General features: G+C 65.8%; 18 protein-coding genes. 7 read left to right on the top strand and 11 right to left on the bottom strand.

The genetic code is table 11. The features are described 5' to 3' along the window. From Q0672_RS00360 to apbC, 4 genes are all read right to left on the bottom strand, one after another. The coding region (locus tag Q0672_RS00360) for an Orn/Lys/Arg decarboxylase N-terminal domain-containing protein (RefSeq protein ID WP_298618621.1) at positions 1-1,756 on the bottom strand (1,756 nt) is incomplete at its 3' end. Positions 1,757-1,869: 113 nt separating this feature from the next. Beyond that, positions 1,870-2,439 (bottom strand): dCTP deaminase, encoded by a 570-nt coding sequence (dcd, locus tag Q0672_RS00355; RefSeq protein WP_153161481.1) that lies wholly within the window; start codon positions 2,437-2,439, stop codon positions 1,870-1,872. A gap of 129 nt (positions 2,440-2,568) precedes the next feature. Next, positions 2,569-2,757, bottom strand: coding sequence for an NF038104 family lipoprotein (locus Q0672_RS00350; protein ID WP_298618619.1), 189 nt, complete (start codon positions 2,755-2,757; stop codon positions 2,569-2,571). Continuing rightward, a complete protein-coding gene (apbC, locus tag Q0672_RS00345) occupies positions 2,754-3,845 on the bottom strand; it encodes an iron-sulfur cluster carrier protein ApbC (RefSeq protein WP_153161479.1) in 1,092 nt (363 codons plus the stop codon). Before apbC ends, Q0672_RS00350 begins: the two co-directional genes overlap by 4 nt. Positions 3,846-4,079: 234 nt before the next feature. On the opposite strand from apbC, the gene metG reads away from it, so the two are divergent. The 5 genes from metG to Q0672_RS00320 all read left to right on the top strand — a co-directional run bounded on the left by metG (position 4,080) and on the right by Q0672_RS00320 (position 11,343). Then, positions 4,080-6,275 (top strand): methionine--tRNA ligase, encoded by a 2,196-nt coding sequence (gene metG / locus Q0672_RS00340; protein ID WP_298618617.1) that lies wholly within the window; start codon positions 4,080-4,082, stop codon positions 6,273-6,275. A gap of 50 nt (positions 6,276-6,325) precedes the next feature. Then, positions 6,326-6,607, top strand: a complete 282-nt coding sequence (locus tag Q0672_RS00335; protein WP_298618615.1) for a hypothetical protein — start codon at positions 6,326-6,328, stop codon at positions 6,605-6,607. A gap of 185 nt (positions 6,608-6,792) precedes the next feature. Beyond that, the gene (locus tag Q0672_RS00330) at positions 6,793-8,478 is read left to right on the top strand and encodes a SulP family inorganic anion transporter (protein WP_298618613.1); all 1,686 of its coding nucleotides are present in this window, start codon (positions 6,793-6,795) and stop codon (positions 8,476-8,478) included. Further along, positions 8,462-8,755 carry an acylphosphatase gene (locus tag Q0672_RS00325; RefSeq protein ID WP_298618611.1) on the top strand — a complete coding sequence of 98 codons (294 nt, stop codon included), beginning with the start codon at positions 8,462-8,464 and terminating at the stop codon, positions 8,753-8,755. Before Q0672_RS00330 ends, Q0672_RS00325 begins: the two co-directional genes overlap by 17 nt. Positions 8,756-8,895: 140 nt before the next feature. Next, the gene (locus Q0672_RS00320) at positions 8,896-11,343 is read left to right on the top strand and encodes an EAL domain-containing protein (protein ID WP_298618609.1); all 2,448 of its coding nucleotides are present in this window, start codon (positions 8,896-8,898) and stop codon (positions 11,341-11,343) included. Here Q0672_RS00320 and Q0672_RS00315 read toward each other — a convergent pair. Genes Q0672_RS00315 through Q0672_RS00305 form a run of 3 tightly spaced genes read right to left on the bottom strand, consistent with a single transcriptional unit; the run spans position 11,330 to position 16,479 of the window. Beyond that, positions 11,330-11,809: a WbuC family cupin fold metalloprotein gene (locus tag Q0672_RS00315; protein ID WP_298618607.1), complete on the bottom strand. Its 480-nt coding sequence runs from the start codon at positions 11,807-11,809 to the stop codon at positions 11,330-11,332. The two genes, Q0672_RS00320 and Q0672_RS00315, sit on opposite strands and share 14 nt — an antisense overlap. Next, positions 11,806-15,300 carry a DNA polymerase III subunit alpha gene (gene dnaE, locus Q0672_RS00310; protein WP_298618605.1) on the bottom strand — a complete coding sequence of 1,165 codons (3,495 nt, stop codon included), beginning with the start codon at positions 15,298-15,300 and terminating at the stop codon, positions 11,806-11,808. Before dnaE ends, Q0672_RS00315 begins: the two co-directional genes overlap by 4 nt. Positions 15,301-15,357: 57 nt before the next feature. Continuing rightward, a complete protein-coding gene (locus Q0672_RS00305) occupies positions 15,358-16,479 on the bottom strand; it encodes a rhomboid family intramembrane serine protease (protein ID WP_194271204.1) in 1,122 nt (373 codons plus the stop codon). A gap of 189 nt (positions 16,480-16,668) precedes the next feature. Between Q0672_RS00305 and Q0672_RS00300 the strand changes: the two genes are divergently transcribed. After that, positions 16,669-17,712 carry a GGDEF domain-containing protein gene (locus Q0672_RS00300; protein ID WP_298618601.1) on the top strand — a complete coding sequence of 348 codons (1,044 nt, stop codon included), beginning with the start codon at positions 16,669-16,671 and terminating at the stop codon, positions 17,710-17,712. 25 nt (positions 17,713-17,737) lie between these two features. Here Q0672_RS00300 and Q0672_RS00295 read toward each other — a convergent pair whose 3' ends face one another. From Q0672_RS00295 to Q0672_RS00285, 3 genes are all read right to left on the bottom strand, one after another. Further along, a complete protein-coding gene (locus Q0672_RS00295) occupies positions 17,738-18,127 on the bottom strand; it encodes a hypothetical protein (RefSeq protein ID WP_153161469.1) in 390 nt (129 codons plus the stop codon). A gap of 2 nt (positions 18,128-18,129) precedes the next feature. Continuing rightward, a complete protein-coding gene (locus tag Q0672_RS00290; RefSeq protein ID WP_298618598.1) occupies positions 18,130-19,104 on the bottom strand; it encodes a quinone oxidoreductase in 975 nt (324 codons plus the stop codon). A 112-nt stretch (positions 19,105-19,216) separates the two neighbouring features. Then, positions 19,217-21,505 (bottom strand): NADP-dependent malic enzyme, encoded by a 2,289-nt coding sequence (locus tag Q0672_RS00285; RefSeq protein WP_298618596.1) that lies wholly within the window; start codon positions 21,503-21,505, stop codon positions 19,217-19,219. Between the two features lie 340 nt (positions 21,506-21,845). Between Q0672_RS00285 and Q0672_RS00280 the strand changes: the two genes are divergently transcribed. Next, a complete protein-coding gene (locus Q0672_RS00280) occupies positions 21,846-22,616 on the top strand; it encodes a ParA family protein (protein ID WP_298618594.1) in 771 nt (256 codons plus the stop codon). Between the two features lie 42 nt (positions 22,617-22,658). Here Q0672_RS00280 and Q0672_RS00275 read toward each other — a convergent pair. Continuing rightward, a partial coding sequence (locus Q0672_RS00275; RefSeq protein ID WP_298618593.1) for a 3'-5' exonuclease occupies positions 22,659-24,352 on the bottom strand: 1,694 nt, incomplete at its 5' end.

Genomic DNA, 24,352 nt, shown 5'->3' with positions numbered 1-24,352 from the left:
TGCTGTTCCAGCGGCCCTTGGTGATGCCGATGGTGAACATGATGAAGAAGGAGTACAGGCCGCACTTCTCGACGATCACGCCGTGCTCGGCCAGATACTTGGTGACGATGGCCGCCGGGATGCCGCGCTCGGCGAACTCGCCGTCCACGTCGAGGCCCGGGGTGATGATCGTGGCCTTGATCGGGTCGAGCATGTTGAAGCCTTCGGCCAGGTTGCCGAAGCCGTGCCACCGGTCGCCGGGCTTGAGCATCCAGGCTTCGCGCTCTTCGATGCCTTCTTCCGACAGGTCGTCCGGGCCCCACACCTTGAACCACCAGTCGGCGCCCCACTCTTCATCCACCTTGCGCATGGCGCGGCGGAAGTCGAGGGCTTCGGCGATGGACTCCTCGACCAGCGCGGTGCCGCCGGGCTCTTCCATCATCGCCGCGGCCACGTCGCAGGACGCGATGATCGCGTACTGGGGGCTGGTGGAGGTGTGCATGAGGTAAGCCTCGTTGAACACGTCCCGGTCAAGGTGGCTGTTCTCGGCGTCCTGCACGAGGATCTGGGAGGCCTGCGACAGGCCCGCCAGCAGCTTGTGGGTCGATTGGGTCGAGAAGATCATCGACTCCTTGCAGCGCGGGCGATCGGCGCCGATGGCGTGGTAGTCGCCATAGAAATCGTGGAAGGCCGCGTGGGGCAGCCAGGCTTCGTCGAAGTGCAGGGTGTCGATCTTGCCGTCCAGCTCGTCCTTGATGGCCTCGACGTTGTAGAGCACGCCGTCGTAGGTGGACTGGGTGATGGTGAGCACCCGCGGCTTGGCGGTCTTGTCGGCGATGAAGGGGTTGGCATCGATCTTCTTCTGGATGCTTTCCCAGTCGAACTCGGAGCGCGGGATCGGGCCGATGATGCCGAAGTTGTTGCGGGTAGGCATCAGGAAGACCGGGATCGCGCCGGTCATCATGATCGCGTGGAGCACCGACTTGTGGCAGTTGCGGTCCACCACCACGATGTCACCCGGCGCCACGGTGGAGTGCCAGACGATCTTGTTGGACGTGGAGGTGCCGTTGGTGACGAAGTACAGGTGATCGCAGTTGAAGATGCGCGCGGCGTTGCGCTCGGAAGCCGCCACCGGGCCGGTGTGGTCGAGCAGCTGGCCGAGTTCTTCCACCGCGTTGCACACGTCGGCGCGCAGCATGTTCTCGCCGAAGAACTGGTGGAACATCTGGCCGACGGGCGACTTGAGGAAGGCCACACCGCCGGAGTGACCCGGGCAGTGCCACGAGTACGAGCCATCCGACGCGTAGTGGGTGAGCGCGCGGAAGAATGGCGGCGGCAGGGATTCGAGGTAGGCCTTGGCTTCGCGCACCACGTTGCGGGCGATGAACTCCGGCGTGTCCTCGTACATGTGGATGAAGCCGTGGAGCTCGCGCAGCACGTCGTTGGGGATGTGGCGCGAGGTGCGGGTCTCGCCGTGCAGGAAGATCGGGATGTCGGCGTTGCGCATCCGGATCTCGCTCACGAAGGCGCGCAGATCGGCGATGGCCTTTTCGGCCGCCTCGGGCGAGGAAAACTCTTCGTCGTCGATCGACAGGATGAAGGCCGAGCCGCGGCTCTGCTGCTGGGCGAAGGACGACATGTCGCCGTAGCTGGTGACGCCCAGCACCTGCAGGCCTTCCTTCTCGATGGCTTCCGCCAGGGCGCGGATGCCCAGCCCGGACGTGTTTTCCGAACGGAAGTCCTCGTCGATGACGATGACCGGAAAATTGAAGCGCATGCTCGACTCCTCGGTGCCCGGTTTGAGCCCGGGCAGATCAACAAAAAGTTTTGGGCGGACCCGCGTGCCTGCGCATGGTCCGCCCGATGTTCAAAGTGTAGCTGACAAGTATTTCAGATTTTCGGCAGGGTGACGCCAGTCTGACCCAGATATTTACCGCCGCGATCCTTGTAGGAGGTGGCGCAGGTTTCGTCAGACTCGAAGAACAGCATCTGGGCCACGCCTTCGTTGGCGTAAATCTTGGCCGGCAGCGGCGTGGTGTTGGAGAACTCCAGCGTCACGTGGCCTTCCCACTCGGGCTCGAGGGGCGTCACATTGACGATGATCCCGCAGCGCGCGTAGGTGGATTTGCCCAGGCACACAGTGAGCACGCTGCGCGGGATGCGGAAGTATTCAACCGTGCGGGCCAGCGCGAAGGAGTTCGGCGGGATGATGCACACGTCACCGGTGAAATCCACGAAGTTGCGCTCGTCGAAGTTTTTCGGATCGACGATCGTGGAGTTGATGTTGGTGAAGATCTTGAATTCGTTGGCCACGCGAACATCGTAGCCGTAGCTCGAGGTGCCGTAGGAGACGATCTTGCCGCCTTCGTTCTGGCGCACCAGCTCGGGGGCAAAGGGTTCGATCATCTTCGCATCGCCTTCCGCCATGCGGCGAATCCACTTGTCCGACTTGATGCTCACGCTGGCTGTCCCTGCACAAAAATGCGCATTCTACATCCACGCGCACGAAATTTCGGCCAAATGCGTGACGGCGGCCATCAGACCGCCGTCACCCCGAAAGCCCCCGGAAGAAACGCCCGCCCAATTGGGCTACTTGTCCTTCGGCTCGTCGTCCTTCACCACGTCGTAGATGCCCTTGCCGACCTTGAAGGGCACCTTCACGACTTCGACGCCCACATCCACGGCGGTACCGACCACGGTACCCACCACACAGCCGGACAGGCTGGCGGCAAGCGCCGCCACCAGGGCGACGCGCATCACGACATTGAATTTGTTCACGTATTCTGCACCACGATGTTCGGGAACTTGTGGCTCATGTCCTTCGCCCGTTCGGCGATGGTGATGGCCACCTTGCGGGCGATGCCCTTGTAGATTTCGGCCACCCGGCCATTCGGGTCGGCCACCACGGTCGGCACGCCGCTGTCCACTTCCTGACGGATCTGGATGTCCAGCGGCAGCGCGCCCAGGAAGGGCACGCCGTAATCCTTGCACATGGTTTCGCCACCACCGGTGCCGAAGATGTGCTCCTCGTGCCCGCACTTCGAGCAGATGTGGATGCTCATGTTTTCCACGATGCCGATGATGGGCACGCCGACCTTCTCGAACATCTTGAGGCCCTTGCGGGCGTCGAGCAAGGCAATATCCTGGGGCGTCGTGACGATTACCGCACCGGTCACCGGCACGGTCTGGGAGAGCGTCAGCTGGATGTCGCCGGTGCCCGGCGGCATGTCGATCACGAGGTAATCCAGATCGCGCCAGTTGGTTTCCTTCAGGAGCTGGTTGAGGGCCTGGGTGGCCATCGGGCCGCGCCACACCATCGGGGTCTCCACATCCACCAGGAAGCCGATGGACATCACCTGCAGGCCGTGGGCCTCGAGGGGCTCCATGGTCTTGCCATCGTGGGATTCGGGGCGCTCGCCGCCGATACCCAGCATCTGGGGCTGCGACGGGCCGTAGATGTCGGCATCGAGCATGCCGACCTTGGCGCCCTCGGCCACCAGCGCCAGGGCCAGATTGACCGCCGTGGTGCTCTTGCCCACGCCGCCCTTGCCGGAGGCCACCGCGATGATGTTCTTCACGCCCGGCAGCAGCTTCACGCCTTGCTGCACCGCGTGGGCCACGATCCGGCTGAACACGTTGGCGCTCACGTTGCCCACGCCCGGCACGGACTTCACCTGGGCGATCACCGCCTGGCGGATGGTGTCGATCTGGGTCTGGGCCGGGTAGCCCAGTTCGATGTCGAAGGACACGTCGGCACCGCTGACGCGCAGGTTCTTCACGGCACGGCTCGAAACGTAATCCTTGCCGGTATTGGGGTCGGCATACTGCCGGAGGCTGTCGAGGACGCTTTGATCGGTGAGGCTCATGGTGTCAGGGGCCGGCGAACGGCGAAAAAAGGAGAACATGGTGCGATGAAAGCAGGAAAGACGCCAGTCGGCGCATCCAAACCCGAGTAATTTACTCCAGTACTTGAGTTTACTTGAAACGCCGCGCCACGGTAAGGGCGCCGACCTGTCTTGCCGCAGGCGCCGGAGCCGGCCGTGGGGCCTCCGCCTTTGCTAAAATGCGGGGTTCACAACAATTATGTTTCAGGCCCGCCCATGAGCTCCCCGCGCAAGATCCTCGTCACCAACGCCCTGCCCTACGCCAACGGCGACATCCACCTCGGCCATCTGGTGGGCTACATCCAGGCCGACATCTGGGTGCGCTACCAGCGCATGCGCGGCAACACGGTGCATTACGTCTGCGCGGACGACACCCACGGCACGCCGGTCATGCTGCGCGCCGAGAAGGAAGGCCTGACGCCCGAACAGCTCATCAACCGCGTGCATGGCGAGCATAGCCGGGATTTCCGCGATTTCGGCGTGGCCTTCGACAACTACCACTCCACCCACAGCGATGAAAACCGCTGGTACGCGGAAGACATCTACACCCGCCTGCGCGACGGCGCCCGCCTCATCGACACCCGCGCCATCGAGCAGTTCTACGACCCGGTGAAGGAGATGTTCCTGCCGGACCGCTTCATCAAGGGCGAGTGCCCCAAGTGCGGCGCGGCCGATCAATACGGCGACAACTGTGAGGCCTGCGGCGCCGCATACGCGCCCACCGAGCTCAAGAACCCGTACTCCGCCGTCTCCGGCGCCAAGCCGGTGCTGAAGACCTCCGAGCACTACTTCTTCCGCCTCTCCGACCCGAAGGCCGTCGAGTTCCTGCGCGACTGGACCCAGGGCACCACGCCCGACGGCTCGCGCCGCCTGCAGCTTGAAGCAGCCAACAAGATGAAGGAGTGGCTCGGTGAAGCCGGTGAGAACAAGCTCTCCGACTGGGACATCTCCCGCGACGCGCCCTATTTCGGCTTCGAGATCCCCGGCGCGCCGGGCAAGTATTTCTATGTGTGGCTGGACGCGCCGATCGGCTACTTCGCCAGCTTCAAGAATCTCGCCGCCCGCAACGCCGACATCGACGTGGCCGCCTTCACCGAGGCTGGCCCGGCTGCCGCCACCGGCACCGAGATGATCCACTTCATCGGCAAGGACATCCTGTACTTCCACGCGCTGTTCTGGCCCGCGATGCTGCACTTCGCCGGCTACCGCACGCCCACCCAGCTGTGCGTGAACGGCTTCCTCACCGTCGATGGCGCCAAGATGAGCAAGAGCCGCGGCACCTTCATCACCGCCCGCAGCTACACCGAACAGAAGCTCAACCCCGAGTGGCTGCGCTACTACTTCGCCGGCAAGTCCAACGGCACGATGGAAGACGTGGATCTCAACCTCGACGACATGATCGCCAAGGTCAATTCCGATCTGGTCGGCAAGTTCGTCAACATCGCCAGCCGCTGCGCCGGGTTCATCGCCAAGCGCTTTGACGGCAAGCTGGTCGGAATGACTCTAGAGGGTTCCGGGGACCCGGACGATGTTTATGACGATGAACTGCTATCTAGCCTGCAACAGAAGGCCGCAGAAATCGGCGCACTGTACGAACAAAGAAACGTCGCTCAGGCAGTTAGAGAAATCATGAGCCTCGCCGACAAGGTGAATAGTTTCGTCAATGAACGGGCACCTTGGGAGTTGGCCAAACAAGAAGGCAAGGAAAACGAGTTGCATATCGTCTGCAGCCTTGCGATCAACTGTTTCCGCATTCTTGCCCTCTACTTGAAGCCAATTCTTCCCAGCACCACGGAACGGATTGAGGCTTTCCTGGGCATTCAGGCAATGAAATGGTCGGATGCGGAAAGTCTCCTGCCTGCCGGCCACACCATCAACGCCTACAGCCACCTCATGACCCGCATCGAGCGCAAGCAGGTGGACGCCCTGCTCGAAGCCAACCGCGAATCCCTCGCCCCCGCCGCCGACACCAAGCCGGCCGCCGAAGCCAAGGCCAAGCACTCCGAGCAGCGCCACGCCCAGCACCAGGCGCACGCCGCCGCCACCGAAGCCGCCAGCGCAAACGAATTCGAGCCCTTCATCTCCATCGACGACTTCGGCAAGGTCGACCTGCGCATCGCCAAGATCGTCTCCGCCGAGCACGTCGAAGGCGCCGCCAAGCTGCTGCGCCTTCAGCTCGACATCGGCGAAGAGAAACCCCGTCAGGTCTTCGCCGGCATCAAGAGCGCCTACGACCCGGCCACCCTGGTCGGCCGCCTCACGGTGATGGTCGCCAACCTGGCCCCGCGCAAGATGAAGTTCGGCATGTCCGAAGGCATGGTGCTGGCTGCCTCCGACACCACCGGCGAAAACCCCGGCCTGTTCATCCTGTCCCCGGACGCCGGCGCCCTGCCTGGCATGCGGGTCAAGTGACTGTCCGGCGTAAGCCGTCTGTCAGCCAACGCTTCTAGATTTTTGAATCCATGCAAGCCAACCGTTCTCCGCTTCCGCGCCTCACCCTGGCCTTCTGGGGCTGGGCGCTGCTCGACCTCATCGGCGTGCTGATCCTCGCCCTCGGCGCCGCCTGGCTGATGGAAGGGCGCGCCTCGATCCTGCCGGGCTTTCCGGCCAGCGCGATTCACGCCTGGGCGTGCGTCCTGATCGGTGGCGCGCTGCTGTTCGTCGCGGCGGTCAAGATGCTGGTGGAGGTCATGCACGCGACCTCCCGCCAGAGCCAGGCCGCCAACGACGCCAAGTTCTCCTGACCCCATGCCCGCCAGGACAACCACGGAGCCTTCCAACGTTATCCTGGCGGCCGCCCGCCGCCCCGACGGCAGCCTGAGCGCCCGCAAGCGCTGGATCATCCAGCACCGCACCGGGCCAGGCTCACCTCCTCCGCAAGCCGCGTCTTCCGACGCATTCCGTCCCACCCCTCAATTGCGGAGGCCCCATGAAGATTTCCTTCCACCCCAAACTCCTCGACGCCCTACCGGGCTACGACAAGGCCCAGCTCGGCCGTGACGTCTCTGCCGGCCTGACCGTCGGCGTCCTCGCCCTGCCCCTGGCCATGGCCTTCGCCATCGCGTCGGGCATGACCCCAACCGCCGGCATCTGGACGGCCATCGTCGCCGGCTTCCTGATCTCCGCGCTGGGCGGTTCCCGGGTGCAGATCGGCGGCCCCACCGGCGCCTTCATCCCCATCATCTACGGCATCGTCGTCGAGTACGGCGTGCAGAACCTCCTCGTCGCCACCATGCTGGCCGGCGCCATGCTGGTGGCGATGGGCGCCTTCCGGCTGGGCAGCCTGATCCGCTTCATCCCCAAAACCGTGGTGGTCGGCTTCACCAACGGCATCGCGGTGGTGATCTTCCTCGCCCAGATCAAGGATTTCCTGGGCCTCAGGATCGACCACCTGCCCGGCGAGTTCTTCGGCAAGATGAAGGCGCTCGTCACCCACCTCGACACCCTCGACATCCCCACCGTCACGCTGTCGGTCGCCTCGATCGTCGTGCTGCTGTCGTGGAACCGCCTCGCCCAGCGCTTCAAGCCCCTGGCCCGCCTGCCCGGCCCGCTGGGCGTGCTGGTGGTGGCCACCGTGGCCAACGCCCTCTTCCACTTTCCGGTCGAAACCATCGGCAGCCGCTTCAACGGCATTCCCCAGCAGTTGCCCGGCTTTGCGCTGCCCGAGCTGTCCCTCGAAACCTTCGGCAAGCTGATCTCCCCGGCGCTCACCATCGCGCTACTGGGCGCCATCGAATCGCTACTGTCGGCCCGGGTGGCCGACGCCACCATCGAGGACCGTCACGACCCCAACCAGGAACTCATCGCCCAGGGCATCGCCAACCTGGCCGCACCGCTGTTCGGGGGCTTCGCCGCCACCGGCGCCATCGCCCGCACCGCCACCAACGTGCGCACCGGCGGCCGCAGCCCGATCGCCGGGATGGTGCATGCGCTGGTGCTGCTGGCGGTGGTGCTGGTGTTCGCACCCTTCGCCACCCACATTCCGCTCGCCACCCTGTCGGCGATCGTGGTGGTGGTCGCCATCAACATGGGCGAATGGCACGAGTTCCGGGAGCTGGGGCGCTACGCGCTGACCTACCGGACGATCATGCTCACCACCTTCTTCACCACGGTGCTGTTCGATCTCACCCTGGCGGTCGAGCTGGGCATGGTGCTGGCGGCCCTGTTCTTCATCTACCGGATGTCCAACCTCACCCGCATCGAGCGCCTGCCGCTGGCCGAGCTGTCGATGCTGCCGGGCTTCCTGTACCCGGACGGCTCGCCCCGCGTGGTGGCCTACTCGATCTACGGCACGCTGTTCTTCGGCGCCATCAACAAGCTCGAAACCCTCCTCGACCCGGCCGAGCGCCACCCGGAGGTGGTGATCCTCGAGCTCAACCACCTGGTCAGCCTCGACACCACCGGGCTGGAAGGCCTCGAGAGCCTCAGCAAGAGCCTCCACAAGCGCGGCTGTGCGCTGCTCCTGTGCAACCTCAACCCCCAGCCCGAATCGCTGATCACCCGCTCGGGCTTCGTGGACGAGATCGGCCCCAACAACATCTGCGGCGACATCTACGGCGCCCTGGCCCGCGCCCGCGACCTGCTGCCCAAGTTCATCGATGAAGACAACCTCTGAGCCCGCCGCCCGCCTCCTGCGCATCCACGGCCTCGTGCAGGGGGTGGGCTACCGCAACGCGCTGCAGGCCCAGGCCACCCGGCTGGGGCTCGCCGGCTGGGTGCGCAACCGTAGCGACGGCACTGTCGAGGCCCTCGTCGCCGGCCCGGCCGACGCAGTCGAGGCGCTCATCGAATGGTCGCGCCGGGGCCCGCCGGCGGCGCGGGTCAGCCGCGTGGACGACGCGCCAGCCGCCCCGCCGACCCACACCACTTTCATACGGGAAACAACGTACTAAAGCCTGGCCGTCTCGTGCCGAAATGGTTCTAGAATGCAGATGGCAAGTATTCGCCCTTTTGCTCGACGAACCCTATCGACACCGTACAGACCGTGCCAACGCCCTTGCTCACTCAACCGGCAGTCAACCGGGACAACTCCATGTCCCTGTTCGACCACCTGCCCGCGCTGATCTGGCGATCCGGCCTGAACGCAAAGTGCAACTACTTCAACCAGACCTGGCTCAACTTCACCGGCCGCAGCTTTGAACAGGAGTTCGGCGACGGCTGGACCACCGGCGTCCACCCCGAGGATTTCGACCGCTGCGTCAGCACCTATCTCGAGCACTTCGCGGTGCGCACGCCCTTCGAGATGGAGTACCGCCTGCGCCGCCACGACGGCGAATACCGCTGGATCATCGACACCGGCCGGCCGATCTTCGACGCCGACGGCGAATTCGTCGGCTACATCGGCTCCTGCCTCGACATCACCGACCGGCGCAACACCGAAGCCGAACTGCGCGAGCGGGAAACCCGCCTGGGCACCCTCCTCGCGTCGATGGGCGAAGGCGTGGTCATGCGCGATGCCAGCGGAAGGCTCCTCGCCCACAACGTCGCCGCCTGCGAGATTCTGGGCCTGTCCTCCGACCAGCTCCACGACTGGAGCGCCCTGGAGACGCTCATCACCTACCTCGACGAGGACGGCACGCCGCTCGAGCCCAACAACACCCCGTCGGCCCGCGCCCTGCGCTCGGGCCTGCCCCAGGCCGGCATACTCGGCATCGACCGCTCCGACGGCAGCCGGCGCTGGCTGTGGAGCAACGCGGTGCCGCTCTTCGAGGACGACGATCCCGCCGCCCCGGTGCGCGGCGTGGTGACCACCATCGCCGACATCACCGTGCGCCGCACCCACGAAGAACAGTCGCGCCTCGCCTGGACGGTGTTCCAGAACAGCGTCGAGGCGATCATCGTCACCGACGCCGACGAGCGCATCCTGTCCGTCAACCGGGCCTTCACCGACGTCACCGGCTACACCGCCGAGGAAGCCATCGGCCAGACGCCCCGCCTGCTGTGCTCCGGCCACCACGACAAGGCCTTCTACGAAGCCATGTGGCGGGACATCAACATCATGGGCTTCTGGCAGGGCGAGATCCACGACCGGCGCAAGAACGGCACCTTCTATCCCTCGTCCCTGTCGATCAGCGCCGTTCGCAACAAGACCGGACGGGTCACCCACTACGTGGCGGTGCTGTCCGACATCACCGAGCGCAAGGCCTCGGAAGCGCGCATCGCCTTCCTGGCCCAGCACGACCCCCTCACCGGCCTGCCCAACCGCACCCTGCTGCGAGACCGCCTCGATCAGGCCCTGGCCAGCGCCACCCGTCACGGCAAGCGCATCGCGCTGATGTTCCTCGATCTCGACCGCTTCAAGACGATCAACGACTCCCTCGGCCATATGATCGGCGACCGCCTGCTGCAGGGCGTCGCCCAGCGCCTCACCAGCTGCGTGCGCGAGACCGACACGGTGAGCCGCCAGGGGGGCGACGAGTTCCTGATCGTGCTCACCGACGTGGACGTGCCCGACGACGCGGCGCGGGTGGCCGAGAAGATCCTCGACCTGCTCGGCCCGCCATTCGACGTGGACGGGCAGCAGCTCGGCACCTCGTTCTCCATCGGCATCGCCCTCTACCCCGAGGATGGCAACAGCGTCGAGCTGCTGATGAAGAACGCCGACACCGCCATGTATCACGCCAAGGAGAGCGGCCGGAACACCTACCGCTTCTTCGACGAGGCGATGAACGTCAACGCCCTGGAGCGCGTGCACCTGGAAAACGGCCTGCGCCACGCCCTGGCCCAGGAGGAATTCCAGCTCTTCTACCAGCCTCAGGTTGACCTGATGAGCGGCCGGATCATCGGCGTGGAGGCGCTGCTGCGCTGGTTCAGCGGCGTGATGGGGGGCATCTCGCCGGCACGTTTCATCCCCCTGGCCGAAGAATGCGGACTGATCGTGCCGATCGGCGAATGGGTGCTCGGCACCGCCTGCCGTCAGGCCGTCGCCTGGCAGGATGCAGGCTTTCCGCCGATGCCGGTGGCGGTGAATCTGTCGGCGCTGCAGTTCCCCCGCAGCGACATCGTGGCGAGCGTGGCCGCCGCACTGGCGGCAAGCGGGCTCGACGGCCGCTGGCTCGAACTGGAGCTCACCGAATCCCTGCTGATGCAGTCCGGCCCGGATGTTTCCGCCACCCTCGCGCGGCTCAAGGCGCTGGGGGTGCGCCTGTCGATCGACGACTTCGGCACCGGCTATTCGAGCCTGGCCTATCTCAAGCGCTTCCCGGTGGACCGGCTGAAGGTGGACCAGAGCTTCGTGCGGGATCTGACCGACGACCCGGACGACGCGACCATCGTGCGGGCGATCATCCAGCTCGGCCATAGCCTGCACCTGGAGGTGATCGCCGAAGGCACCGAAACCCCCGAGCAGATGGCTTTCCTGCTGCGCGAGGGCTGCTCCGCGGCCCAGGGCTATCTGTTCAGCCCGCCCCTGCCGGCCGATGCGGTGACCGGGCTGCTGGAAGCCGGCAGCCTGCCGGCCACGCCGATCAGGCCGCTGTAAAGGCGCCCTTCATCTCGGCCAGGTAGCCGGCAACGCCCGGCTCGCCCTCGGCCGGGGCCCACTGGCCCCACTCGGCCGCCACCGGCACCGCGTAGGGGCCGGCCTTGATCTCGATGAACACCGTGCCGCTCTCCAGCGCCACGATGCTGTGGAACACCCCGGCCGGCACGTGAAAGCCGAACGAGCCGGCTTCGGGGGCGATCACCCGCGCCTCCAGCACCTTGCCCTCCCCATCGAACACCAGCGCCCCGAGCCGCCCGCGCAGCGGGATGATGGTCTCGGACTTGTTGGGGTCGAGGTGGCAATGGGGCCGCACGTAGGAATCCGGCTCGATGGCCACCAGCAGGCGGTGGGCCGGCTCGGTGGATTCGAGGTGCAGGTTGTGGTGGCTGCGCAGGCGCGGCACCGAACGGGCCTTGGCGACCAGCTCGTCGAGGAGGCTGGCGTCGAGAAAGCAATTGCTCATGAGTAGATCACTTCAACGGAATCAGGGGGAAGCCATTCGCGCAGGCTTTCCAGCAGGCTGTCGTCGGGGCGCACGCGCCAGCCCGGGCCGAGGGGGAAGTCGGCCTCGGCCTCGGCGTTGCGGTAGCGCACGCGGATCGGGCACTCGCCTTCGCGGAAGGGCGCGAGCATGGTCTGCAGGCGCTCGGCCGCCGCGATGGCGCCACCGGCCTGGCCCACTTCGCCGTTGAGCTTGAGCTGAAGGGCGCGGGCAAAGCGGCCGCGGGCCTCGCCGAGGGTCATCAGGCGGTCGGCCACGATGCGCAGGCCGCCGGGGCCGGAGAAATCATCGGGGCTCACCTTGGCGTCGACGATCAGCACCTCGTCCACCACGATGCGATCCCGGTTGTTGTCGAAGGTCTCCGAGAACACCGACACCTCCCGAGGCGTGGTGCCGTCATCCAGCAGCACGAAGGCGATCTTGCCGCGGGCGGTCATCTTGGCGCGCACTTCCATCACCACGCCGGCCAGGGTGACGAGATCCTTCGACGGCTCCACGTGGGCCAGGGTGCGCCGCACGAAGCGCCGCACTTCGGGCTTGAAGGCATTGAAGGGGTGGCCGGAGAGGAAGAAGCCGATCGCCAGCTTTTCTTCCTTCAGGCGCTCGCGCTCGCCCCACGGCCGCACCTTGACGTAGTCGGCCATCGGCGGGGCTTCCATGCCGGGCATGTCGAACAGGCCGCTCTGCATGGCGTTGGCGGCGATCTGCTCGGCGGCTTCCATGGCGATGCCCACCGAGGCCAGCAGCTTGGCCCGGTCGGCCGGCTGCACGGGGTCGAGGGTGTCGAAGGCGCCGGCGCGGATCAGGGCTTCGATCACGCGGCGGTTGGCCATCCGCTTGTCCACCCGGCACGCGAAGTCGAACAGATCCTTGAACGGCCCGGCTTCCCGTGCGGCGAGGATGGCCCGCACCGCCGGCTCGCCCACGCCCTTCACGGCACCCAGGCCGTAGCGGATCGTCTTCGAGTCGGTGGGCACGAAGCGGTAGTCCGACTGGTTCACGTCCGGCGGCAGCACCTTGATGCCGTTGGCGAGCGTGTCTTCGTAGAAGATCTTGATCGTGTCGGTGTTGTCCAGATCGGCGGACATGGTGGCCGCCATGAACGCCGAGCAGTGATAGGCCTTGAGCCACGCGGTGTGGTAGGTGACCACCGCGTAGGCTGCCGTGTGCGACTTGTTGAAGCCGTACTCGGCGAACTTCGTCATCAGGTCGAACAGCTGCTCGGCGAGCGCCGGGTCGTAGCCCTTCTGGCGGGCACCCGCGGCGATCGTCTCCCGGTGCTTGGCCATCTCCTCGGGCTTCTTCTTGCCCATCGCCCGACGCAGCATGTCGGCGCCGCCCAGGGTGTAGCCCCCGATGATCTGGGAGATCTGCATCACCTGCTCCTGATACACGATCACCCCGTAGGTGGGCGACAGGCAGGCGGTGAGATCCGGGTGGAAGTAATCGATGGCCTGCTGGCCCTTCTTCCGGAGGATGAAGTCGTCCACCATCCCCGAACCCAGCGGGCCCGGACGGTAGAGCGCCAGCACGGCGATGATGTCTTCGAAGCGGTCGGGCGCGAGCTTCTTGAGGAGCTTCTTCATGCCTTCCGATTCCACCTGGAAGATCGCCGTGGTGTTGGCGTCCCGGAGGATCTGGTAGGCGGCCTGGTCTTCGAAGCCCAGGCTCATGAGATCGGGCTTCGAGCCGGTGAGGCGCTCGACGTAATCGAGCGCCAGCTCGATGATGGTGAGGTTGCGCAGGCCCAGGAAGTCGAACTTCACGAGGCCGACGGCTTCCACGTCGTCCTTGTCGAACTGGGACACCGGCGTGGCGTCCTCGCCGTCGGCGATGTAGAGCGGACAGAAATCGGTGAGCTTGCCCGGCGCGATCAGCACGCCCCCGGCGTGCATGCCGACGCCGCGGGTGAGGCCTTCGAGCGGCTCGGCGAGGCTCCAGAGTTCCTGGATCGACTCGCCATCGTTGCCGTCGGCCATCAGCTCGTTGATCTGCGGCTCCTGGGCGCGGGCGTCGGCCAGCGACAGCGGCTTGTTCTGCACCACCGGGATCAGCTTGGAGAGCCGGTCGCACAGGCCGTAGGGCAGATCCAGCACGCGGCCCACGTCGCGCACCACGGCCTTCGAGGCCATCGTGCCGAAGGTGGCGATCTGGCTCACCGCGTCCTTGCCGTAGCGCTCGCGCACGTACTCGATCACGCGGTAGCGGTTGTCCTGGCAGAAGTCGATGTCGAAGTCGGGCATCGACACCCGCTCGGGGTTGAGGAAGCGCTCGAACAGCAGCGCATAGGCGAGCGGATCGAGGTCGGTGATCTTGAGCGAATAGGCCACCAGCGAGCCCGCGCCGGAACCCCGCCCCGGCCCCACCGGCACGCCGTTGTTCTTGGCCCACTGGATGAAGTCCGCCACGATCAGGAAGTAGCCCGGGAAGCCCATCTGGACGATGGTGTCGGTCTCGAACTTGAGGCGGTCTTCGTAGCGCTGGCGCTGGGCCTCGCGCTCGTCCGGGTGCGGGTAGAGCTGGACGAGGCGTTCCTCGAGGCCGGCCTTGGCTTCCTGGATCAGGAAATCATCGAGGCTCATGCCGTCGGGCGTCGGGAACAGCGGCAGGAAGTTCTTGCCCAGCTGCACCGTCAGCGAGCAGCGCCGGGCGATCTCGACGCTGTTCTCGAGCGCCTCGGGGATGTCGGCGAACAGCGCCGCCATCTCGTCCTGGGTCTTGAAGTACTGCTGCTCGGTGAAATCCTTGGGCCGGCGCTTGTCGGCCAGCACGTAGCCTTCGGCGATGCACACCCGCGCCTCGTGGGCCTTGAAGTCCTCGGGCCGGATGAACTGGATCGGGTGGGTGGCGACCACCGGCAGGTTGAGGCGCGAGGCGAGCTGGACGGCCTCGCGGATGTAGGTTTCGGTGCCCGGATGGCCGGCGCGCTGCAGCTCGATGTAGAACGAATCCGGGAAACGCCGGGCCCAGTCGGCGGCCAGGCTCTCGGCCATCTGCATGTTGCCGTTGGCCAGCGCGTGCCCCACGTCGCCGTCCTTGGCACCCGACAGGCAGATGAGGTCGGACGCGGCTTCGGCGGTCAGCCATTCACGGCGGATCTCGGCGCGGCCGCGATACTTGTTCTCCATGAAGGCCAGGGTCAGCAGCTCGCACAGCTGGCCGTAGCCCTTGCGGTTCTTGCAGATCAGGAGGACGCGGGACGGCTTGTCGCGATCGACCGCGTTGGTGATCCAGACATCGCAGCCGATGACCGGCTTGAGGCCCTTGCCGCGGGCGCCCTTGTAGAACTTGACCATCCCGAACAGGTTGGCCAGATCGGAGATGCCCAGCGCCGGCATGCCGTCGGCGACGGCGCGGGCAATGGCGGAATCCACCTGCGCGATCCCGTCGGAGATCGAATACTCGGTGTGGAGGCGCAGATGGATGAAACGGGGGGAGTGGGATTCAGACATCCCGGGATTTTACCTTCCGGCCGGCCGCCGGTTGACCCCCGCCACGAGATTTCCCGACTAGCGGCCGGCGGCCTCCACCGACTTGCGCAGGCGCATCTGCAGCAGGATGTTGTCGGCCTGCACCTGCAGGGTGCGCGAACGCTCGATCCACACCGCCTGATGGGTTTCGATGGCCTGGGCCAGCGCCTTCAGGGCGTCGCGGCGGGTGGTGGCGTAATGCACCAGCTCGTCCCGCTGCCATTCGTAGTCGTCCGGCGCCTCGCGCCACGACAGGGCGGTGATCGCCCGGTCCCAGCGGGGGATGAAATCGTGCTCCAGCTTGTCGAGGGCCGCCGCTTCGGTGATCCGCTTCTGGCGCATGGCGTCCATCAGCGCGGCCTGCTCGCGAAGGAGCTCCTGCTCTTCCAGGGCAAACTGGCGGATCGTCTGCTGGTAGGCCGAACCGATCTCGAAATTGCGCACCACCTGGGGCGACTCCTTCCACAGCCAGCTGCCCAGCGCCGCCGCCAGCAGCAGCCCGCCCAGCACCTGGGGCGCAAGCCAGCGCACGGGCTTCGGCGAAACCAGCGGCTCGGCAAAGGCCGCGCCCAGCAGCAGCCCGCCCACCAGGCCGCCCAGGTGGGCGGCGTTGTCGATACCGGGAATCGAGAAGCCGGCAAACAGCGAGTAACCGATGAAACCCAGGGTACCCGAGCGCATCTCACGGAACACCTCGGTGGGCACCGACCCCCGCTGACGCAGCAGATAGGCCAGCAGCGCGCCATACACGCCGAAGATCGCCCCGGACGCGCCGACACTCACCGGGCCCGGCTTCCACCACAGGCTGGCCGCGTTGCCCAGCAGGCCGGCGATCACGTAGATGGTCAGGAAGCCCCACCGCCCGAACAGCCGCTCGACCACCTGCCCGGCCTGGTGCAGCGCCAGCATGTTGAGCCCCACGTGGAGCAGCCCGCCATGCAGGAAGAGCGCGGTGAAGAAGCGCCAGCCCTCACCCTGCTGGACCAGCGGGGCGAAGTTGCCGCCAAACCGGATCAGCAGATCGGGCGGGATCTGCATGGGATTCACCGCCGCGATTGCCAGCGCCGCAAAGACGACCGAATTGATCACCACCAGCGCACGGGTCACGTCGGCCCGGGGCACCCGGGAGAACAGAACGTTGATGAAAGTGTCGTAGTTCAAGAGGGAAGGAAATTGCAGAGGGAAGCCCGGATTATACGCAGCCGGGCGACGACGCAATCCCGACTTCTCGGCGCGACCGCCCGTGGCCCTGCAGCCGCCCTGCGGCATCCAGGCTCCGCTGCAATGCCAAGTACAGGTAGAATCGCGAAAATGTGACCACAAAAAGCCAATAATGTCGCACCGGGCACCATGATCCACGTCCTCAAGCACGTCGAATCCATCACCCAACATCGAGACAGGGCCTTGCTTGAGCTAGGCGTCGCGTCAGCGTTGTTCGAGCTGGTCAAGGCCCGCGAGGTCAATCTTCACAAGATCGTCGGGGATGGCGATGCCCGCGCCCTCGAACAGGTCACCCACGTGGGCAGTGACGGGGTTCGCTACGCGACCGAAGCCGAGATCGACGACCCCCAGCCCATCGGCACCCGGCCGGAGATCCTCGCCTGCGTCGAGAACTCGCAGATCGTGCGACGGGAGCTCAAGGAAACCTGCGCCTACATCCACTGTTTTCCGATCAGCGTCGACCGGCGCGTGCTGGGCGTGCTCGAAGTCTCCTGCGACCGCCCCCTGTCCGAAGACGACCTGGGCACCGCCGAAGGTTTTCTCGGCCTCTACCGCAACTACCTGAGCCTGCTGGACTACAGCGAGCGGGACACCCTTACCGGGATGCTCAACCGCAAGACCTTCGACGAGAGCCTGTCGAAGATCCTCGCCGGCATGGCCGCGATGCAGGCCGCCGAAAACGATCCGGCCGCCGTCCGTCGCCGGCACCAGCAGGAAGACGGCAACCACTGGCTGGCGGTGGTCGACGTAGACCACTTCAAGCGCATCAACGATCACTTCGGCCACCTGTACGGCGACGAGGTGCTGATCCTCCTCGCCCGCATCATGCGCGAGAGCTTCCGTCACCAGGACAAGCTGTTCCGTTTTGGCGGCGAGGAGTTCGTCGTCACCCTGCGTGCGATGTCGGAAGACGAGGTGCGCACCGCCCTCGAACGCTTCCGCACCGCCGTCGAGAACTACGTTTTCCCGCAGGTCGGGCAGGTCACGGCGAGCGCCGGCTACACCCACATCAGCGCGTCGGACACCATCCCGGAGATCGTCGGCCGGGCCGACGAGGCGCTTTACGTGGCCAAGGAAAACGGCCGCAACCAGATCGCAAGCTACGAGGCCGCCCTCCGCGCGGGCAAGGTCGCCGTGCGCGACAAGCCTGACAACGACATCGAGCTGTTCTGAGCGGGCCGGGCGGCCCGCGTCACTTTCAGCGGCCCGCCGCCTGGGCCGGCAGATCCTTCAGCGCCTGCTTGCGCTCGCCCTCGGCGGCGAAGATCAGCGCCTGCTGCTCATCGGTGAGCGGCGCCTTCAGGTCACGTTCCAGCGAGTTGTAGATCCGCGCCAGACGGTCGGTGAGACGGCCCTTGGCGGGGATCGCGCGCACCACCTGATCGTGGCTGGCGCCGGTGATGCTCATCACCTTCTGGATGAAGGCCTCCTCGATGCGCCGGGTTTCGGCCTGCATGAAGGCCACCTGGCCCGGCGTCAGCACCGCGGCGGTCGGCGGAGCCGGCGGCGCAGCGCTGGCCGGAGCCAGCGGAAGGGACAGGAACAGGGCCAGGACGGCAGAAGCAGAAAGCGGGATTGCGGATTTCATGATCACGGAAGGAGGACGGTCGAGCCGGTGGTGCGCCGGGCCTCGAGTTCGCGGTGGGCGACGGCGGCATCCTTGAGCGGATAGCGCTGGTTGATCGACAGGCGGACCTGACCGGAGGCCACCACGTCGAACAGTTCATCGGACATCGCCAGCAGATCCTCGCGCCGGGCGATGTAGTGGAACAGGGTCGGACGCGTCAGGAACAGGGAGCCCATCTTGGCGAGCAGCGCGGGCTCGAAAGCCGGCACCGGCCCCGAGGCATTGCCGAAAGTGACCATCACCCCCAGCGGTCGCAGGCAGGCCAGGGAATCCATGAACGTGTCCTTGCCGATGGAATCGTAAACCACCGGCACGCCTTCACCCGCGGTAATTTCACGGACGCGCGCCGAAACCGGTTCGCGGGTGTAGATGATCGTGTGGTCGCAGCCATGCTGCCGGGCGATCTCGGCCTTCTCGTCGGAGCTTACGGTGCCGATCACGGTGGCGCCCAGGGCCTTGGCCCACTGGCAGACGATCAGCCCCACTCCACCCGCGGCGGCGTGGATCAGGATGGTGTCGCCGGGCTGGACCCGGTAGGTGCGACGCAGCAGGTACTGGGCGGTGAGCCCCTGCATCATCATTGCCGCGCCCTGCTCGAAGCTCAGGCTGTCGGGCAGATTGACCAGCAGGCTGGCCGCGATGTTGCGGCTTTCGGAATACGCCCCGAGGGGGCCGCCCACGTAGGCAACCCGGTCACCGGGCACGAAGTCCACCACACCCTCGCCGACGGCTTCGATGACGCCCGCCGCTTCCTGGCCGAGGCCGGACGGCAGCGTCAGCGGGTAAAGCCCGGAGCGGTGATAGGTGTCGATGTAATTGACGCCGACCGCCTCGTGGCGGATGCGGACTTCGCCGGCAGCCGGAGGCGGCAGGTCGGCCTCGACCCATTGCAGGACGTCGGGGCCGCCGATGCGGTCGAAACGGATCAGATGGGTCATGGCGTCACCTCGCAGGACATCGTGGGCCACGATTGTACCGGAGGTGAGCGTCCGCCGCCCCCGGCGGGCATGGGCGCAAGGCCATGCCCGCCGGGGGACGGACTCCGCAGGGTCAGTTGCCTTCGCGCTGCTCCATGGCGTCCACCACCGCCAGGGCGGTGATGTTCACCAGCCGGCGCACGGACGCCGACGGGGTCAGGATGTGCACCGCGCGGGCGGTACCGAGGAGGATCGGCCCCACCGACACGCCATCGCCATGAGCAACCTTGAGCAGGTTGAAGGCGATGTTGGCGGCGTCGAGGTTGGGCATCACCAGCAGGTTGGCTTCGCCGTGGAGGGTCGAATCCGGGTGCAGACGCTCGCGGATCTCGTGGGACAGGGCCGAGTCACCGTGCATCTCGCCGTCGCACTGCAGGTCCGGCGCCTTGACACGCAGGATGTCGCGGGCGTCGCGCATGCGGCGGGACGAGGTGGACCGGGCGCTGCCGAAGTTGGAGTGGGACAGCAGGGCCACCTTCGGCTCGATGCCGAAACGCTTCAGCTCGTCGGCCGCCATCACGGCGATCTCGGCGGCGTCCTCGGCGCTCGGCATCTCGTTCACGTAGGTGTCGGTGATGGCCAGCACGCGCTGGGGCAGCAGCAGGATGTTCATCGCCGCGTACAGGCTGGCGCCGTTCTTCAGGCCGATCAGGTTCTGGACGTGCTCGAAGTGGTGGTCGTAGGAGCCGGTGGTGCCGCACACCAGGGCGTCGGCGTCGCCGCGACGCAGCAGCATGCAGCCGATCAGGGTGGTGTCGGAGCGCAGGGCTTCACGGGCAGAATCCGGCGTGACGCCGTCGCGGCCCATCAGGCGGTAGTACTCCTGCCACAGCTCGCGGTAGCGGCTGTCGGATTCCACGTTCACCACATCGAAGTCGCGGCCGGACTTGAGGTTGAGGCCGAACTTCTCGATGCGCATGTCGATGACCGCCGGACGGCCGATGAGGATCGGACGGGCCAGGTTTTCATCGACCACCGCACGCACGGCGCGCAGCACACGCTCGCTCTCGCCTTCCGCGTAGAGCACGCGCTTCTTGTCGGCGGGGATGCGCTTGGCGGTGGAGAACACCGGCTTCATGATGATGCCGGACTGGTACACGAACTCGGTCAGGCTCTGGACGTAGGCGTCCATGTCGACCTTGCGCGTGGCCACGCCGGAATCGATGGCGGCCTGGGCCACCGCCGGGGCGATCTTGACGATCAGGCGCGGGTCGAAGGGCTTGGGGATCAGGTAGTTCGGGCCGAAGGACAGATCGGCGCCGCCGTAGGCCTGGGCCACCACGTCGGACTGCTCGGCTTCGGCCAGCTCGGCGATGGCCTTCACGCAGGCGAGCTTCATCTCTTCGTTGATCGTCGTGGCGCCCGCATCGAGGGCACCGCGGAAGATGAACGGGAAGCACAGCACGTTGTTCACCTGGTTCGGGTAATCCGAACGGCCGGTGGCGATGATGGCGTCGGGGCGGACTTCCTTGGCCAGCTCCGGCATGATTTCCGGGGTCGGGTTGGCCAGCGCGAAGATCAGCGGCTTTTCGGCCATGCCCTTGACCATCTCGGGCTTGAGCACGCCGGCGGTCGACAGGCCGAGGAACACGTCGGCACCGACCATCGCGTCGGCGAGGGTGCGGAATTCGGTGTTCTGGGCGTAACGGGCCTTGGTCGGCTCCATCTTCTCGTCACGGCCCACGTAGATCACGCCCTTCGAGTCGCACACGAAGACGTTCTCGCGCTTGATGCCGAGGCCGCACCACAGCTCAAGACAGGCGATTGCTGCGGCGCCGGCGCCGGAACACACCACCTTCACTTCGTCGATCTTTTTGTCCACGACCTTCAGGCCGTTGAGCATGGCGGCGGCCGAGATGATGGCGGTGCCGTGCTGGTCGTCGTGGAAGACCGGGATCTTCATCCGCTCGCGCAGCTTCTGCTCGATGTAGAAGCACTCGGGCGCCTTGATGTCTTCGAGGTTCACGCCACCGAGGGTCGGCTCGAGCGCAGCGATCATGTCGATCAGCTTGTCCGGATCGTTCTCGGCCAGTTCGATGTCGAATACGTCGATGTTGGCGAACTTCTTGAACAGGCAACCCTTGCCCTCCATCACCGGCTTGGCGGCCAGCGGGCCGATGTTGCCGAGACCGAGCACCGCGGTGCCGTTGGTGACCACCGCCACGAGGTTGCCGCGGGAAGTGTATTCCTGGGCGTCGGCGGGATCGGCAACGATCGCATCGCAAGCCGCCGCGACGCCGGGCGAGTAGGCCAGCGCCAGATCGCGCTGATTGGTCAGACCTTTTGTCGGCACCACCGCGATCTTGCCGCGGGTTGGGCTGCGGTGGTAATCGAGGGCGGCGGCGATGAAATCCTTGTCCATAATCTCTCTCTACTCACAATGTGGTTCAACCCCGACCCGGACGGCGAACAGCAAACCCAACGGCGTAGCGACCGACTTGCTTCGGGCCGGATATCGGGAATCGTTTGGAAGCCCCGTATGGGCGTTGAATCGTCTGACGGCATGACGCGGGACAAACCCTGCGCCCGACCGGAGCAACACCGCCGGGAGGAAGCGGCGAAAGCATCTTGTAGTTATAGTCATACGAGTTTACCCGACCGGGCTCTTTTGCGCATCTTCGATACGCGCAGCGCGACCCCGATTGCGTGGCACAATCGCGCGCATTCCGACCAGCACCAGAACCAGACGAAGGGACGAGACGATGCGACGAGTGGTGTTCAACCAAAAAGGTGGCGTGGGCAAATCCACCATCACCTGCAACCTCGCGGCGATCAGCGCGATGAACGGCCTGCGCACGCTGGTGGTGGATCTGGACCCCCAGGGCAACTCCACCCACTACCTGCTCGGCGACGCGGCCGACAAGGCCGACGAAACCCTCGCCGGCCTCTTCGAGCAGTCCCTGTCCTTCAAGTTCAGCCCCAAGAAAACCGCGGAATTCGTGCGTCCCACGCCCTTCGCAAACCTTTCCATCCTGCCCTCGCACCCCCAACTGGAGGAGCTGCAGAGCAAGCTCGAAAGCCGCTACAAGATCTTCAAGCTGCGCGACGCCCTCGATGAGCTGGCCAAGGATTTCGACGCCGTCTTCATCGACACGCCGCCAGCCCTCAACTTCTATACCCGCTCGGCGCTGATCGCCACCCAGCTGTGCCTGATTCCTTTCGACTGCGACGATTTCTCCCGCCGCGCACTCTATTCGCTGCTCGAGAACGTGCAGGAAATCCGTGCCGACCACAATCGCAATCTGGAAGTCGAAGGCATCGTCGTCAATCAGTTCCAGCCCCGCGCCAGCCTGCCCCAGAAACTGGTGCAGGAACTCATCGACGAAGGTCTGCCGATCTTCAAGACCTACCTCTCCAGCTCGATCAAGATCCGCGAAAGCCACGAGCAGGCCAAGCCGATGATCCATCTCGACCCGAAACACAAGCTGGCTCAGGAGTTCGCCGCGCTCCACGCGGAACTGCGCAAGGCCTGAGCCGGCGACGGACGACGGCCGGGCCAAATCCGCCGTCCAGCCTCAGCAGGGCGTGAGCTTCGCCACCGCCAGCATCAGCCACTTGGTTCCGGCCGACGCAAATTTCACCTGCACCCGCGCATCGCTGCCACTGCCTTCGGCGGCGACGATCACCCCTTCGCCGAAGCGCGCATGACTCACCGCACTGCCGATCGCCAGACCGCCGAGATCGCGGGACTTCATCGGCGGAGGCGGCGGCATGCCCAGCCCGGCCGGCTTGGACGCACCGGGGTTGTAATACCGCGGCGACGGCTCCGACACAAAGCTGCGCCGCGGATTGGGCGGCGTCAGCCATTTGGTGAGCGCCTCGGGGATTTCCTCCAGAAAACGCGAGCGCAGGTTGTAGCGCACCTGGCCGTGGAGCATCCGGCTCTGGGTGAAGCTGATGTAGAGCCGCTGCCGGGCACGGGTCATCGCGACATACATCAAACGGCGCTCTTCTTCCAGCCCGTCGGATTCGAGAATGCTGTTTTCGTGGGGAAACAGCCCTTCCTCCAGCCCGGACAGGAAGACCACGTCGAACTCCAGCCCCTTGGCCGCATGGACGGTCATCAGCTGCACCGCCTCGGCACCTGCGTCGGCCTGGTGGTCGCCGGCCTCCAGCGAGGCGTGGGCGAGGAATCCGGCCAGCGCCGAGCCATCTCCCGCGCCCTCCTCGGTCTCGTAGGCGGCACCGGCTTCGGCGTTGAAATTGACCGCCGCATTGATGAGTTCGTCCAGGTTCTCGAGCCGCTCCTGGCCTTCCTTCTCGGCCGTGTAATGGGCGCGCAGACCGGACATTTCGATCACATGCTCGATGATTTCATGCAGCGGCAAGGGCGCCGTCTCCGTGCGCAGCCGCTCGATCAAGCCGACAAAATGGCCCAGCGCGGCGCCCGGCTTGCCGGACAGATGCGGCACGGTCTGGTAGAGCGGCGTGTTGAAGGTGCGCGCCGCATCCTGCAGGATTTCAAGAGAACGGGCACCGATGCCGCGGGTCGGAAAGTTCACCACCCGCATGAAGGCCGTGTCGTCGTCCGGGTTGGCGATCAGGCGCAGGTAGGCCAGCGCATGCTTCACCTCCTGGCGCTCGAAGAAGCGCAGCCCGCCATACACGCGGTAAGCCACGCCGCTCGAAAAAAGCTGATGTTCCAGCACCCGCGACTGGGCGTTGGAACGGTATAGCAGCGCGATGTCGGACCGGCTGGTGCCCTCGCGCACCAGCGACTGGATCTCCTCGACGATGAAGCGCGCCTCGTCGCTGTCGGTAAACGCCTCATACACGCGGATCGGCTCGCCGGCGCCGCGGTCGGTCCAGAGGTTTTTGCCAAGACGCTTGTTGTTGTGGGCGATCAACGCGTTGGCGGCGTCGAGGATGTTGCCGTGGGAGCGGTAGTTCTGCTCCAGGCGGATCACGCTGCCAACCCGGAAATCCCGCTCGAAATCGCGCATGTTGCCGATCTCGGCGCCGCGGAAGCGATAGATCGACTGGTCGTCGTCGCCCACGCAGAACAGACTGGCCCCACCCTCCCGGCCGCCGTCGGCCAGCAGGCTCAGCCAGCGGTACTGAAGCACGTTCGTGTCCTGGAATTCATCCACCAGAATGTGGCGGAAACGCGCCTGGTAATGCCTGCGGATCGGCTCGTTGCGCTCCAGCAGTTCATAGCTGCGCAGCAGCAATTCAGGGAAATCCACAACTGCCTCGCGCTGGCATTGGG

The organism is uncultured Zoogloea sp. (assembly GCF_937894855.1).
In the GTDB taxonomy this organism is placed as follows: Bacteria; Pseudomonadota; Gammaproteobacteria; order Burkholderiales; family Rhodocyclaceae; genus Zoogloea; species Zoogloea oryzae.
Note: the sequence above shows the minus strand (reverse complement) of the source record. Positions and strands in the feature narration are given on the sequence as shown.

What these genes read in the sequence shown, in the direction of transcription:
- apbC (WP_153161479.1), bottom strand. Translation starts at nt 3,845, where the DNA reads ATGAGCCTCACCGATCAAAGCGTCCTCGACAGCCTCCGGCAGTATGCC.
- metG (WP_298618617.1), top strand. Translation starts at nt 4,080, where the DNA reads ATGAGCTCCCCGCGCAAGATCCTCGTCACCAACGCCCTGCCCTACGCC.
- Q0672_RS00335 (WP_298618615.1), top strand. Translation starts at nt 6,326, where the DNA reads ATGCAAGCCAACCGTTCTCCGCTTCCGCGCCTCACCCTGGCCTTCTGG.
- Q0672_RS00330 (WP_298618613.1), top strand. Translation starts at nt 6,793, where the DNA reads ATGAAGATTTCCTTCCACCCCAAACTCCTCGACGCCCTACCGGGCTAC.
- Q0672_RS00325 (WP_298618611.1), top strand. Translation starts at nt 8,462, where the DNA reads ATGAAGACAACCTCTGAGCCCGCCGCCCGCCTCCTGCGCATCCACGGC.
- Q0672_RS00320 (WP_298618609.1), top strand. Translation starts at nt 8,896, where the DNA reads ATGTCCCTGTTCGACCACCTGCCCGCGCTGATCTGGCGATCCGGCCTG.
- Q0672_RS00315 (WP_298618607.1), bottom strand. Translation starts at nt 11,809, where the DNA reads ATGAGCAATTGCTTTCTCGACGCCAGCCTCCTCGACGAGCTGGTCGCC.
- dnaE (WP_298618605.1), bottom strand. Translation starts at nt 15,300, where the DNA reads ATGTCTGAATCCCACTCCCCCCGTTTCATCCATCTGCGCCTCCACACC.
- Q0672_RS00300 (WP_298618601.1), top strand. Translation starts at nt 16,669, where the DNA reads ATGATCCACGTCCTCAAGCACGTCGAATCCATCACCCAACATCGAGAC.
- Q0672_RS00295 (WP_153161469.1), bottom strand. Translation starts at nt 18,127, where the DNA reads ATGAAATCCGCAATCCCGCTTTCTGCTTCTGCCGTCCTGGCCCTGTTC.
- Q0672_RS00290 (WP_298618598.1), bottom strand. Translation starts at nt 19,104, where the DNA reads ATGACCCATCTGATCCGTTTCGACCGCATCGGCGGCCCCGACGTCCTG.
- Q0672_RS00285 (WP_298618596.1), bottom strand. Translation starts at nt 21,505, where the DNA reads ATGGACAAGGATTTCATCGCCGCCGCCCTCGATTACCACCGCAGCCCA.
- Q0672_RS00280 (WP_298618594.1), top strand. Translation starts at nt 21,846, where the DNA reads ATGCGACGAGTGGTGTTCAACCAAAAAGGTGGCGTGGGCAAATCCACC.